Origin of the sequence: Faecalibacter rhinopitheci (genome assembly GCF_015234135.1) — a bacterium.
GTDB lineage: Bacteria > Bacteroidota > Bacteroidia > Flavobacteriales > Weeksellaceae > Empedobacter > Empedobacter rhinopitheci.
The window spans coordinates 296933-312293 of sequence record NZ_JADGIK010000001.1 but is presented as its reverse complement, the minus strand read 5'-3'; the positions used below and the strand labels follow the sequence as shown (position 1 = coordinate 312293).

The following is a 15361-nucleotide window of genomic DNA, read 5'->3' as shown; positions in this document are numbered from 1 at the left end:
ATTTATTCCATATATAAACTATTGATCTATTAAAGAAAAAGAATTACTGAAGATTAAATAAAAAAATAAAAGACAAATCTAAATTTGCCTTTTATTAATATGTAAGAATTAATTCAATCCTAAGACTTCTAAACCTTGTTTAAATTTAATGTCTACAGGAACATTTTCTGATTTAATTTTATCTAAATCTTTTTGTAAATCCGCACTAATTTTTCCTTTTGTCGTCATTAAAGATTTCACGCCTTCGTAATCTCCGTTTCCTTGTAACGTTAAGATTAATTCAGAAAGTCCATTCATAGCTTGTTCCATTTTTGCTACATTTACTTTATAACGTCCATTCGCTGTTTTTTCAAATGCACCATTTTCAGCAAAATAGTTGAAGCAAATCATATTGGCTTGTCCGTGCGCTGAACTTGCACCAAAACGAACCGAACGTAAAATTCCTGCTAAGAATGTCACGAAATAATCTTCTTGTGTTCCTTCTAACTCACCTTTATTCAATAATTGATTTACCATATAAAGACCAAGAATATCTGCTTTTCCTTCTTCTAATGCTGATTGAGTCTCTTTTAAAGCTTCACGTACAGAGCCTTTTCCGTTGACCGTATTTTTGATTCCTAGACCATGCGCCACTTCATGAAACATTACGTTAGAGAAAAATGCATCAAATTTGATGTTCTTTTGTTGCGATTCATCAATCATTACATTGGCAATCGGAACTAAAATTTGATCAAATTTTGCTTGCATTGCATTTTTTAATTGAAGTCGACGTGTACCTTTTTCCAATTGGACTTGTTCATCGTTTGGTAAATTGATCGCAATTGTTTTTCCACCAGCATTACAATCTCCAGCATAGTAAATTACATCATAAGCATTCAAATCAGAATCAGTTCCTGGTTTTTCGGCTTTATATTTATCATCAACCGGTAAATTTCGTTGTAATTCTGGTAAATATTGTACAAACTTAGCTAGTTTATTGGACCATTCAACATCTTTTACTAAGACATACGAAGAGTAAGATGCTTTGTAACCAAATAATTGATCTTCGTACGTTTCTATAGGTCCAATTACGATATCTAAATTAGAATTTTTCATATCCATCCACGCTAAGTCGCTAGCATAGAAATTATCATTCAATAGAGCGGCAGCACGTAATTGTAAGTATTTTTTTAAACCTGGATCCTCCGCTAATTCTGAAGCTTTAACTAAATAGCCAGCTGCATTTTGCAATTGGTTTTTATAGTTTACGTGGTAAGGGATTGTATATAATTTTCCGTCACGGTTACGTTTTACTAACGTATAGTTAGATTTTCCATCAGCTAAATTTGCAGTCTCAAATTCTTCCGCTGTCATATCCAGTGGATAGAACATTGCACCAGCTGGTTTTGGACCTACACCTTGTAAAAATGGTTTCTCATTATCCAATCTATCCCAAGGTCCGTAATTTATTTTAACATAGTCTAATTCTGCACCTTTTACAGCATCAGTTATATCTATTTTAGCTCCATATGTTTGTTGCCAAAATAAATCATCCATTATGTCAGCAGCTTTTATCATTAATTTTAAGATATCTTTTTCGTTAGATGATAAATGTGATAAATCTGTTGTTAATGTATATTCTGAATAGTATTGGGGAGTAAATTCTGATGTAGTTGTTTCAACATTTGTAGAATTTTGAGTTGATTTTTGTGATGCACAAGATGCTAATATTGATGTTATAGCAATCGAAAACAATACAATAGGTTTTTTCATTAAATGAATTTTTACTTCTTGTAAATTTAAGGATTATATTCGATGATTTCGTTTCCCAAAATAGGAAAAATAATATTTTGGTCAGAATTTTTATACATATATAATCCCGTCATTTCGCCAAATGCAGGCATAATCAATACCTTATTTTCTAGATAAAAACAAGGTAAACGATAAGATTGTCTGGCTCTGCCTCGTATAGCAATTCCTGGATGATGATGACCAATTACATTTAACTGATGTGGATCTACTTTTTGTTTTTCATGTGTGAATATGATATCGTCAATTTGAAAAAAATCAACAACTTTCAGGTTCTCTAATTCATAAAATGCTGGTGGAAGAATATCGTGATTTCCTTTAGTTAAAATAAATTCTATTTTATAATTTATTTGTAAAAATTCAACAAAATCAAACCAATCTTTATTGAGCTCACTATGGAATAAATCTCCTAATAGAATTATTCTTTTTAGCTGCAGATCATTAATTATAGCTTGAATTAAATGATATTCTTTCTCACTTGTTACGGCAGGAACAAATGCACCATTTTTTCTGAAATGTTCAATTTTACCCAAATGCCAATCGGCAAGTACCAAGGTATGATGTGTTGGTAAATGCATTAGTTTTTGAGGTAAGAAATGAATTAAAGTCGAATTGTACTGCCATTCATAAGGATTATACATTTGTTAAATCGTCTTTTAATCGTTTTAATCGAGTTTCCCAATCTTCATTAGAATATCTTTCTCGGAAAGATTCTGCAAAGATAGGAAATGCGAATGGAGTTAATTTAGAAGGTTTTCTTAAAATTATCTCATGATTTTCAATTCGTTCAAAAGCTTGTTGCATACGGCCTCTCTCTAATTGGAAATCGTATACTTCATCAAATGCTTGACGAAATAATAAATTTTCGGGTTCATAATCTTGAAAAACCCCAAAAAATAGAGATGCGTTAGCTTGTAGGTGTTTTGTTTTCATTGATTTACCGGGGTAACCATTAAAAATTAATCCAGAAATACTTGCTATATCCCTAAATCGTCGTCTAGCCATTTCATCTAAATTCACACCTTGTGTAATATCCTCACTAAGACCTTTCACTTCAAATAATTCAAAGAGATAATCTTCTATAGGAAAATCTTGATCGCTTAATAATTCAAATCCATAATCGTTAGAAGAAATACTAAAAGTCATGGGTTGTATTTGGCTAATACGATAGGCTAATATAGCAGCCATACCTTCATGTACTAATTTTCCTTCATATGGATAAACCAATAGGTGATAACCATTTTTTGTATGAATATACTCAACAAGCAATTCATTTTCTTTTGGGAGATAAGATTTTAGACGTTGTTCGTCAAATAATGGTTTAAGAAAGCGTAATTCTTCATATTTTTTTGAAATTGTTTTATCTATTTCATCAAACATATGTCTAATCGCATCGCCATAATTTTGCGAAATCCCGAAGCGTCCGCCCATCCATGAAGGGATTGTCCCTTTTCTTTTTTTTGAAGGTCTAACTATAACTTCATTATATTTTATTTGTTGTATTTCTAACGGTCTTCCGGAGAACCAAAATGCTTCGTTATCCTTTAAACGTGAAATAAAGCTTTCTTCTACAGAACCAAGATATTTTCCACCAACCATTTTTACTTTCATCAACAAATTAGAAACGATTGCGCCAATGGATATGCGATGTTGCATTGATATTTTTCTAGAAACGGGTTTATACAAATCATCCTCATCATCTTTTATCAATTTATGGAAATCATCATATGCTGTTAAAGACTTCCCTCCATGTATTAGTAGAGCTAAACATTGTGCAAATTCTTCTTCAGAAACGCTATTATATGCATGTGTTTGAAGAATTTGCTGATACAATTTTTTACCATCTAAACCTTCTCCTATTGCCATAGTCATCATATATTGTATCAACAAATCAAAACTTCTGATATAAGGTAATCGATCCTCTATAAAATGATTTTGAATAGCAAATTTGATAGAAGAACCTTCCATAATCTCAAGAGAGTGTGTTGGGAGAAAATATATTTTTGAAGTTTCATCTGGTCGATGTCCAGAACGGCCAGCGCGTTGTAAAAAACGAGCGATTCCCTTTGCCGACCCAATTTGTATGACGCAATCTACGGAACGGAAATCAACGCCCAAGTCTAAACTCGAAGTACATACCACAGCTTTCAGAATACCTTGATGTAATGCATCTTCTACCCAAAGGCGAAGTTCATCACTTAAAGATCCGTGATGTAACGCAATTTGCCCCGCAAAATCTGGATATACATCAATTAACTTCTGATACCAAATTTCGGCTTGTGAACGCGTATTAGTAAATAAAAGTGTAGAATTATGCTCTAATATTATTGGGACTACTTTATCAATCAATTTAATTCCTAAATGACCTGCAGATGGATATTTTTCCACATCTTCTGGAAAAATTGTTTTTACATCAATTTTCTTTTTTATGTTTGATTTTATGAGTGTCGAAACTTGATGAGGTATTAAAATTTCTTTCGCTTGATCTAAATTTCCTATTGTCGCAGAAATTCCCCAAATTTTTAAATTTGGATTGATTTCTCGTAAGGTTTGGATAGCCAATTCTATCATTACCCCACGTTTAGAGCCGATTAACTCATGCCATTCGTCAACTACAATAAATTCTAAATTTTCGAAAAATTTTCTCCAGTTTTTAGTTGCTAAAAGTAGATGAACACTTTCTGGAGTTGTAATAAGAGCTTCTGGTGAGTTTTTTACTTGCTTTTGTCGAACGGCAGAAGAAGTATCTCCCGTTCTAAGTTCTATCCTATAATCTAAATCTAATTCTTCAGAAACACGATTTGTAGCTAAAAAAATTTCCTTAGATAAAGCACGCAACGGTGTAATCCAAAGTGTATGTAAACCTTTGCGACTGGATTTTTCTTTTAAGCTTTGATTATAATAGTAATCTAAAATTCCAAACCAAATTGCGAAAGTCTTACCATACCCAGTAGGTGCATTGAGTAACCCGGATTCACCGTTCTTAATGGATTTCCATGTTTGCTTCTGAAAGGGATGAGGTTCCCAATTCTGATTATGATAGAAAACATCTGCAAAATTGTTCATTAATTTTTATATTTAGCTAATAGGTCATTCAAATCTTCTAAAGTGTTGGCTTCATTTACACTTTTATCCTCACGCCATCGTGCAATACGAGGAAATCTAACAGCTACTCCAGATTTATGTCGTGTACTTTCTGATATACCTTCAAAAGCAATCTCAAATACGAGTTCAGGTTTAACGCTTCGTACTGGTCCAAATTTTTCTAATGTATTCCGTTTTACCCAACGATCAACTTTATTAATTTCTACATCGGTTAAGCCAGAATATGCTTTCGCAAAAGGAACTAACTGATCATCTTGCCAAACAGCGAATGTGTAATCTGTAAATAGGTTTGAGCGTCTCCCAGAACCACTTTGTGCATATAATAAAACTGCATCAATACTGAGAGGTTGAGTTTTAAATTTATACCAATTGCCTTTTTTTCTTCCAACTTCGTACGGAGAATTACTTCGTTTAATCATTAATCCTTCGCATTGATAATCACGTGCATTATCACGAAAAAATCTTGCTTCTTCCCAATTAGAAAATTGCATTTCTTCAGATAAAAGTAATAGAGGTGAATTTAGATTTTCTAAAATTTTAATTAGTTTATTTCTTCTCTCTGTTAATGGATAAGTTCGAATATCTTTACCATTTTCTTCTAATAAATCATAACAAACCATGACTAATGGTGCTTCTTCAAGATATTTTTTTGTAACATTTTTTCTTCCAATTCTAGTTTGCATGGTACTAAAGGGCAAAGGTTCTCCATCTTTCCAAGGAATTATTTCACCGTCAATTACAGTACCATGAGGTAATAGATTTTTTAATGGATCAAATTCTGGAAATTTATCTGTTAAAAGATCTTCACCACGGGACCAGATATAAATTTGATTGTTTCTCAGAATAATTTCACCACGAATGCCATCCAATTTTTTTTCTAATATAAAATCTTGGATATTTTCTGATTCAAAAAATGATTCTTCTACTGCATACGCCAAATAGAATGGATAGGGAAGATGTTCTTTTGACTCAATTGCATTTTGATTAAATAAGGAATCAAATGTAATTTCTAGTGGATTCCATTTTCCAATAATAAGATGTGAAATGGTAGATGTTTCTTCTTGTAGAAAATGTGCCAGCGCCCGAACTACTAATGTCTTTGAAACTCCAACTCTTAAATTTCCTGTGATTAATTTATTAAAAATAAATAGATCTGTACCACTCAACATTTTCCAATTGTTTAACACATATTCTTTTTGCTGACCCAAGGACCAATCATGAGCTTCTGTTAATTCATTAAAATATACTTTTAATGTTTTTTCTTGTGAATTATTTGAATGTTTTGGTATTAGTAATGCTAGCGTTTCCGCCAAATCACCTACGATATAATAAGAATCTTCAACTAGCCATAATGGTATTTCTGCAATTTCTGCGCACCATTCGCGTAATAATGTAGTTTTAAATGCTCGTTTAGGTTTTAAACCAATCAATAATGCAATAGAAAAGAGTAGTTCTTCTTTATTAACTATTTTGAAATAGTTTACTAAAGCTTGCACCTTTACATTTGTTTTCGTGGTGCTATCTAGGGTATCAAATAATTCTGCGAATTTTCTCATTCATCTTCATCGTTATCGTTAAACAGTGTATGTAAAACTTGTCCATTTAAACCTAATTGATCGTTAATCCATTTTGTATATTGAATTTCATAACCGTGCGTTACATATATATTTTCGGCTTCTGAATTTTTAACTGCGGTATTGAGACTCTGAAAATCGCAATGATCTGAAAATACAAATCCTTTATCCACTCCACGACGACGGCGAGCTCCACGAACTTGCATCCATCCGCTACAAAAAGATTTTTTAGAGGGACCCAATTTTTTTTGCCATGCAGATCCATCTGTTGCTGGTGGACAAATAATTAAGCTTTTTTTTATTTGACTTTTGTCTGTTTCTTGATGAATTGGTAAAGCATCAAAGTTAAAACCTACATGTTGAAATGCTTGATTAATATTATATACTGCAGGGTGAACGTATATATTACCGATTGATTTATCGATAGAATTTAAAATAGATTGTGCCTTGCCTAAAGAATAGCACATTACAACTGTATTTAAATCATTGGTTTGATTCTCTATCCACCATTCTTCTATTTCTTTAAAAATGAGTAAGGGCGATTCAAACTGATAAATGGGAAGACCAAAAGTAGATTCTGTGATAAAATGATGGCATTTAACAGGTTCATAAGGCGTAGACATACCATCATCATATAATTTGTAATCTCCAGTAATTACCCAAATTTCCCCTTTGTATTCTAATCTAATTTGTGAAGATCCAATTACATGACCAGCAGGATGAAATGAAATTTTAACTCCATTAATTGTAATTTGCTGATTATAATCTATCGTTTCTACATTAATATCAGCACCCAAACGATGTCTCATGACCGGTTCTGTAAAACGATGACATAAATATTTTTTATTTCCCCATCTTGCATGATCCGCATGAGCATGGGTTATAAGTGCATTATTTACTGGTTGCCAAGGATCAATATAAAAGTCTCCTTGCGCACAGTAAATTCCGTTTTCGTTGGTTGATATTAAGGGCATTAAGTCAAGTTTAGAATCGAGGTATGCAATGCAAATATGATTCCGAAGCTATATTTATAAATGAAATTTGCGCTAAAATATTTTTATCAAACCATCTCTTGATCTGAATAGGGTTAATATCTTAGGTGGTAGATGATATTGTTTGGTTACCAGTGGCTAGATTAACTTATTATCAGTCGAGATTATTTTATTTGATTAGCGATAACAAAAAACCTCAACTATATAGTTGAGGTTTTTTTGTTAGAAAGGATATCCAATTGCGATATTAAATATTAAGTTATCTTTTCTCCACTCTTTTTCAGAAAATTTAATTTTGTCAAATGTCCAACGATCTCCTTTCTCGTAATAAGGAATACGTAAGGGCATTGCTAAATCTAATCTTAAAATTAAGATACTAAAATCTAGTCTTACACCTAATCCAGCTCCTAAAGCGATTTCATCGACAAAGTCCTTGGTGAATTTTCCTCCTGGTAGTGTAGGTTCATCATTAATAAGCCATATATTTCCTGCATCTGCAAATACTGCAAAATTTAAAAATTTATAAATGTTTGTTCTCCATTCCGCATTTAGTTCTAGTTTGATATCACCTGCTTGATCAAAAAAGAATGATGAATTTTGATTACGAGGATCATAACTTCCTGGTCCTAATGTACGAGCTCTGAACGAACGAATACTATTACTTCCTCCAACAAAAAATTGTTTTGAAAATGGTATGTATTCAGAGTTTCCATAAGGGTAAGCGATACCTCCAATAAATCGTGCTGCGATAGATGATTTATTAGATAGTTTATGATAAAATCTAACGTCATGTTCCATTTTAGCAAATTGGCTAAAAGGGATATTGAAAATTTCTTTTTGCTTACCTTTCTCTACATTAGCGCCAGTAAATAATCCTGTTAAGTTTGCGGAAAGATCAACGGAACCTTTGTAAAACATTGTGTTTGTACGTGGCAACATAGTAGTAGTATATGTATAAGAATAGCGAGGTCCAAAGATCAATTGCTTTTCTACAACACGTTTTAGAGTCGGATTTTTGATGTTTCCGAATTCATCATAAATTTGATTGAAATATTTTTCTGTTACATTCTCTGGCGTAACGAGAGTTACATCAATTACCTTTAAATCATGTTCTTTCCTAGCATTTTCCTTCCAAACATAGCCAAAGGAAGTAGAGAAATTATGTAATGTATATAATTGAGTTCTGCTTAAGTATTCATATCCTAAATTAATATTGGTACGAGGCACAAATTCGCTTGAGGAATTAAATCTAAAAGGTGCTACAATACGAGGAATTGATAATTGCGTATTAAAACCTGCTCTAAATATATTATTTGCATCTTTTGGGCCACCAAGTTGTACATCAACAGCACCAAAAAGTGAGGCTTTAAGTTGCTCTGCACCTTTCATAAAATTTCGATGAGTCCAATTTAAATTAACTTCGCCACCACCATAATTTGCCGAATTAGTACGTCCTAAAACTTCTAAACGTAATGATTGAAATTCGCGAGGTGTAAGTAAATAGTAGGCATCGAATTTATTGTTGATAGAATCTGTAATTATAAATTCATTTTTAACAAATTTAAAAACGCCTAAATTAACTAATCTATTAAGTGTTAAATTATGGTCTTTACGATTGTATAATTCGCCACTTTTAAAGTACAATGTACGGTCAAAAACTTTCGATTTGAATTTTTTATTTTTATCAATCATGTAAAATTTTCCAGTATCATATTGATCTAAAGAATCAATATTCATAGGGACTGAATAATCTCCTCTACGAGTTCCACGTAAGTTATAATCTGGAAAAACTACAACTTTATCTATCATATATTGCTCTTTAGCAATTGCTGGTGTACTTTCCTTTAGCTTAACAAATAATTCTACCTTGTGGTTATTAGATACAGTACTATCGGCTTGTACAATAATATTATCAGGATGAAAAAAATAGAATCCATTCTCTTTCATTCGATTATCAATTCTTTCTCTTTCAGCTTTTATAATATCTAAATCAAAAGGTTTATTTGGCCTCAACAAGGAGCGACGTTTTGTTTTTGAGATTTCCTTATTTACTACCGTTGTAGTATCATTTGGAAAATGCACTTGACTAATGAGATAACGCTCTTTAGGTTTTAAGATATATTCAACCTTCGCTTTCTTATTTTTAGTTATCGTATCAGCAGAAGCTTTTGCATTAAAATACCCTTTATTTTCAGAATAATTTTCAATAATATCTTTATTAAATTCAAGGTCAACGTCACTAAGCAAAACTGGTTTTTCACCAATTTTATATTTTAACCAATTACGAAGACCTTTTTCTTTTTTTGGTTCTTTGGTTATATTATAAATATATAATTTAGGTCTTAAACCTAAGATAGACGAATTAGGTTTTGGAATAATATTTTGCTCTACATTCTCTTTCAATATTTTCTTATCCGCTTTTGATAACGAATCACTTATAATTTCTAAATCTGCTCCTGTGTATAGAAATTCTCCTTCTTCTAGAAATTTTGTATTACTACACGAAGTGAAGTAAGAAAGTAGAAGGGATGCTAAAACATATTTTTTGTAGCTTAAGATCGGTTTTTTCATGGTTTTGTTTCTACTTTTGGAGTTCTTCTAAAGTTTCTATTTTTTCTTCTTTTTTCAAATATTTCTTTGAATTTATCGTAATCTAAAGTAATAATAAATCCGACACCTGTTTCTACTATTTGTCCTTGTAAAGCTACCTGATATTCATCTTTTCTATAAGCGCGCAACATGTATCTACCATCACGAGATAATGAGTATTCGGCTGTTATATCTCCTGCTATATTAGTCATGTTTTCATTTTGGCGGGCATCACCTTCTAATCCAAAATTACTTCCAATAGATACCTTTAAACGATCATCTAATAATCTTTTACTCACAGCGACATTTAGATCTGTTCTAGTGTTTTTAGATCCTGTTGTATAGTCATCTTGTGTATCAAGGCCAAAATCTATATCTACACCTTGGATTAAATCTGAAGCAAGATTATTTAATTGTTGTGATAAAATATTACTTACACTTTGCTTAGCGAGAGTTTCGGCAGAAACACCTGATTGACTTTGAAAAGGATTTTCTCCAATAAAACGATTCAATAGTAATAATGCAAATACTTGTTTATTCATTTCTGCTTCATCTGTAAGTAATTGAGTTAATTTTGCGTTAGTACTTTCAATTACTGTGGAAGATACAGATGGATTATCCTCATTTAATTTTATATCAAATGAAATTTCGGGTTTTAATAATTCACCTTTCAAAATAAGGTTTGTGTTGAATGGAATACGTTGTTTAAACATATTTGTCTCACCCGAAGAAAGTCCAGCTAATTGTTGTTCTACCAAATCAATTGGTGCTGCTTGTGTGGTGTAAACTGCTGTTATATCTAAATTTGCAGTTGTTGGTTCGCCAGTCCAAGTTATTGTACTTCCTTTTTGTATATCAAATCTTCGCTTTATTAAGCTTACAGACAATTCATAAGCTCCTTTTTCTACTTCATAAACTCCAGTTAATGATATTTTTCCTGAAGGATCCATACCTCCAGTTAATTGAGCTTCACCTTGTAATTCCACAAAATCACCATTTGCTTTATCAATTATTATTGAAGTTTTAGCTTCTCTATCAAGTTCTATATTTACACTTACATTAAAACCTTTTACTTTAGTTTCATTTGATAATTCTTCTGTTTTTATTGTCTCTTGTAAAGCAATTTGATGTTGATCAATAAATTCAACAATTCCCTCGCGATCCTGCAATGCAGGAGAAGTCTGAGGTAATACAAATGTAAAATCTGTATTTTCCGTGACTTTTAATTGACCATTTACAACAGGTAAATCTAAATCACCTCCAATTGTTAAATTTGCATTAATTGCTAATACACCATATGTAATCGCATCACTTGTTTTTTCAGAATTGATGACTTTAAAATCTCTTGCATTAACTTTTAAATCAAAAGAAAAATCTCTATATGTCTTTGTTAAAATATCTCCATCAAGGGTTAATGAATTTCCATCATTATCATTAATTTTAAAACGATTAAATTCAATTCCTTTATTCGTAAAATCTATTCCATCATTTATATTTCTAAAATTACTTCCATATTCAGCTAACGTTAATCCTACCTCATTGAACTTTATTTGTCCAATAATTTTTGGTGCATCTAGAGTACCATTTACATCTAATTTTCCCGCTAAATATCCTTCCGTATCCGTAATCATATTTTGCGTAAATCCCTGAATGGTTTTCATTTGTAAACTATTGATATCAAAATCTAAGTTAAAGGCACTTGCTTTTGTATCATAATCTCCATAAATTTTTAAATCATTATCATATCCTGTTAAAGCGATATTTGCATTAATTAATGTAGGAGACACATTTTTGGCTTTAAGTGTAAGATTACCAACTGGATTGTTAAAAGCTTGTAAATCTGTCACTTTAAAATCTGCTTCAAAAGCGAGATCTTTGGTAATATTTTTAATTTGAGCTGTTCCATTTATTACACCCGAAGCTGGTAAATCATCTTTTTTGATTAATTCTGTAATTGTCTGAATTTCAAAATTGCTGATTGTAATATTTATTGGACTAGCTACATTATTGGTTTCTGAATTAACTAAAATTTCACTTCCATTATTCGAAATTCTAAAATTATTTGCGATAAATCCATCCGATAAAATCTTAAGTTCATTATCATCAGCCACAGTCCAATTATCATAATTAAGAGTTAACCCATTCGGTTTTAAACGAACTGATGTATGGTTATCTACAATTTCTACTTCACCTGAAACTAAAAATTGTTCCTTTTGCTGTTCGTCTCTAGAAATAGCTTCTATAGCAATTATATTGTTTGCAATTGTTCCACCTAAATCTATATTTTTTAATTTAAAACTAGCGTTTTGTAATTCGTTTACACTTAGATTATAATTTATAGATTCATTAGGATTAGAAATATTTAAAACTCCATTTCTTACAATGTTTTCACCATAAATTATAAGAGGAATTTCGCCCACAATATTTAATTTTTGTGTATCAGCAGTGTAATTTCCATTCAAATTTATTGTTTCAAATTCTTTTAAATCAGGAAGGAATTTTCGAATTAAATCATCATCTTTTATTTTAGCATTAAATGTGAAGTATTGGTTTGGTTCAATTTTTTGAGTTGTTGGTGTTTTTTGAAAAGCATAATAGCCATTCATAGTTTCCATGAATGAAGCTCCAATCTGTGTCAATTTAAATTTACCTTTGATTTCTGCATCAGCAATTTGTGATTTTAAATTTATTTTATTAGAATCCGCTGTAGATATAGCAACCAAACTCATTTCCTGAATTGGGAAAATTTCTTTTTCATCGGAAAGTGCAAAGTTCTTTAAAGTTAATGCACCATTAGGTTGATCTATGTTTAAACTTTCAAAATTTCCATTGATTTCTCCTGCAATAATCATTGGATTGTTGTAAAAACCAATTTTATTTAAATCTATTTTAGTAATTTGCCCATCAATTTTTACATCCGAGAGATCATTTTTATATATACCTGAAGCAACTAAATTAAGATCAGCATTTTTATCCTCTGAATTAATTTTAGCGTTAAAGTATCCCTGATTAATACTTCCATCTAATGTTATATTTTGATAATTATAATTATTAAAATATGCTTGTTTTATCTTTCCTTTAATTGATGTGTTAGCTTGTGCTAAATCAAAACTTTGACCTTTTATATTAACATCTCCAGTAATTTTACCAAGTTGTTTATTACTAATGATTGTTCCTATATCTAAACGATCAAATTGAGCATTTAGATTATATTTTTCTGCATTCGTTTTTCTTATATCTAAATTACCTTTTATAGCAGCATTTCCTAATGAAGATGTTAAATATAAATCAGGATTTATGACTGATAATGTTCCTTTTACTTTTCCTTTGAGTGCAAGCTGAGATGGAATTCTAATATTCGTCGGAATTGTGTTTTTAGGAACTAGTTTATAAATTGTTTTAGATGATGTGGATAAATTTTTGATGTTTAAATCATATGCCAATCGATCTGTGTCCATCGCATTTTGTACACGACCAGAAGCATTAACTTTTAGATCATCCAAACCAGAAAGGGAAAGATGTTTTATGTTTAGATCGTTTACGCGTCCGTACAATTCCGTATCTACAGCTAAAGTTGCATTTGGATATTCTTTAAATGGAGTAGTTTCTCGCAAAGTCGGAACTAAAAAAAGAATATCTGCAAAACTAATTTTTGATTTATTTAAATCTGCGTTTATTGTAACATTTCCAATATTATTTGACAATTCTGAAATAGAACGATAATTGACAATAATTTCATCTCTAATAATTGTACGTGGGGTTTGTACATACAAATCTTTAAGATAAGCTTGTTGCGAACCATATAAAAAATTGGTCTTTAACTTTTGTACATGAAAACCCTTTTTTTCTTTCAGCTCTGCATTATTTACCTTACCAGCAAATTCACCATTTACCATTTTAAAATCTCTCAGATCAAGCGCTAATTTTTCAATATTTAGGTGGTTATAATCTAAGCCTTGTGATGTTTTTTCGGCTGTATTATTATAATTTATTTTAACATTTTCTATGATTCCTTTTCCTAATGCAATTTGCAATGGAGTAGAAGTAGGGGTAGATGAATTAGAATTTGACTTCAAAAATAATTTAGCATCAATTGTAGCATCTTTTAAAAGAACATCATCAATATCAAAATTTTTATTCGCTAAATCTATAGAATTGATTTTTGTTCTCAATTCATTTAAATTTAACTTAGCATAAGTTTTAGATGTATCATCGCCATAATCTATTGCAATGTTTTTAAGATTAATCTTATTAAGTGCTATTTTTAATGGTGTAGAAGTCGATTTATTTGATGACGAATTAGAAGCATCTTGAATATCCTTTACTAATTTTTGATTAAATTTTAATTTTAGACCTTCTAAATCAATATCACCAATAGCAAAATCATTTTGTTGTAGATCTATTTTTCTTATCGAAGTTGTTAGATTAGAAAATTTAAGATTAGCATACATTTGTGTATTGTCATCGCCATAATCTACATCAAAATTCTTTAAATCAATTTCACCTAATGCTAGTTGCATTGGTTTTTGTTGATTGAGTGAATCTACTTTTTCTTCAACTTTGTTTGCAATTTCTTGTACTAAATCCTGCTTTAAACGTAATTTTAAACCATCTAAAGCAATTTTATCAATTGCATAGCTGTTTTGTTGTAAATCAAATTTTTTAACTCTGGTATCGAATGTATTTATATATACATTGATATTATTACCGGCTTGTTGATCAATAAATGAAACGCCAATCTTCTGAAGCTTTATTTTATCTAAAGAAATAATAAAAGGTTTAGATTCGGTAGCTTCTTTTTCCTCTGTAACAAATGCGTTAACTATATAATCAAAGTTAAAACTACCATCTTTTCTTCGTACAACATTAGCTCGTGCAGTATTTAAATCTATAGAAGTTAAATCTGCTTTATTGTTAATAAGTTGTAATATATTTAATCCAACATCTAGTTTTTTCGCAAACAATAATGTGTCTACATCTTCACCTTGTAGATAAAGATTTTCCATAACCAAACTATTCGGAAAATCCACATAAACACGCTCTAGTTCTACATCTGTTTTAATTTTTTCCTCCAGATATATAACCAATCTGTCTTTTACAAAATTTTGTACAGCTGGTATGCGTAAGCTAAAAACAATAACAACCAATAATAAAATTATTGATACAAGAGTAATGGAAAAATACTTGAGTATTTTTTTTATGTTGAATTTCAATTGAGTGAGTTTAGATTGGTTACAATAAAGAGAGTTCGCAACTTTAATACCAAGTTTAAAAACCTTATTTATTTATAAAAACTAAAATAGTTAAAATGAA

General features: G+C 30.7%; 7 protein-coding genes. All 7 read right to left on the bottom strand.

Annotated elements, in window-relative coordinates; all coding sequences use genetic code 11:
• Positions 1-108 precede the first annotated feature (108 nt).
• The gene (locus IM532_RS01460; RefSeq protein WP_194181667.1) at positions 109-1752 is read right to left on the bottom strand and encodes a dipeptidyl-peptidase 3 family protein; all 1644 of its coding nucleotides are present in this window, start codon (positions 1750-1752) and stop codon (positions 109-111) included.
• A gap of 26 nt (positions 1753-1778) precedes the next feature.
• Positions 1779-2429, bottom strand: coding sequence for a ligase-associated DNA damage response endonuclease PdeM (pdeM, locus tag IM532_RS01455; protein ID WP_194181666.1), 651 nt, complete (start codon positions 2427-2429; stop codon positions 1779-1781).
• Entirely contained in the window at positions 2422-4854 is a 2433-nt protein-coding gene (locus IM532_RS01450) for a ligase-associated DNA damage response DEXH box helicase (RefSeq protein ID WP_194181665.1), read from the bottom strand. Before IM532_RS01450 ends, pdeM begins: the two co-directional genes overlap by 8 nt.
• Positions 4854-6449, bottom strand: coding sequence for an ATP-dependent DNA ligase (locus tag IM532_RS01445; protein WP_194181664.1), 1596 nt, complete (start codon positions 6447-6449; stop codon positions 4854-4856). The genes IM532_RS01450 and IM532_RS01445 overlap by 1 nt, the downstream gene beginning before the upstream one ends.
• On the bottom strand, positions 6446-7441 hold the full coding sequence (locus tag IM532_RS01440; protein WP_194181663.1) for a ligase-associated DNA damage response exonuclease: 996 nt from the start codon (positions 7439-7441) through the stop codon (positions 6446-6448). Before IM532_RS01440 ends, IM532_RS01445 begins: the two co-directional genes overlap by 4 nt.
• 240 nt (positions 7442-7681) lie before the next feature.
• Positions 7682-10030, bottom strand: a complete 2349-nt coding sequence (gene tamL, locus IM532_RS01435) for a translocation and assembly module lipoprotein TamL (RefSeq protein WP_194181662.1) — start codon at positions 10028-10030, stop codon at positions 7682-7684.
• Positions 10027-15240, bottom strand: coding sequence for a translocation/assembly module TamB domain-containing protein (locus IM532_RS01430; protein WP_449533544.1), 5214 nt, complete (start codon positions 15238-15240; stop codon positions 10027-10029). The genes tamL and IM532_RS01430 overlap by 4 nt, the downstream gene beginning before the upstream one ends.
• Positions 15241-15361: the final 121 nt, after the last annotated feature.

Excerpts from the sequence above, each read along its gene's own strand:
- IM532_RS01460 (WP_194181667.1), bottom strand. The coding sequence starts at position 1,752 with ATGAAAAAACCTATTGTATTGTTTTCGATTGCTATAACATCAATATTA.
- pdeM (WP_194181666.1), bottom strand. The coding sequence starts at position 2,429 with ATGTATAATCCTTATGAATGGCAGTACAATTCGACTTTAATTCATTTC.
- IM532_RS01450 (WP_194181665.1), bottom strand. The coding sequence starts at position 4,854 with ATGAACAATTTTGCAGATGTTTTCTATCATAATCAGAATTGGGAACCT.
- IM532_RS01445 (WP_194181664.1), bottom strand. The coding sequence starts at position 6,449 with ATGAGAAAATTCGCAGAATTATTTGATACCCTAGATAGCACCACGAAA.
- IM532_RS01440 (WP_194181663.1), bottom strand. The coding sequence starts at position 7,441 with ATGCCCTTAATATCAACCAACGAAAACGGAATTTACTGTGCGCAAGGA.
- tamL (WP_194181662.1), bottom strand. The coding sequence starts at position 10,030 with ATGAAAAAACCGATCTTAAGCTACAAAAAATATGTTTTAGCATCCCTT.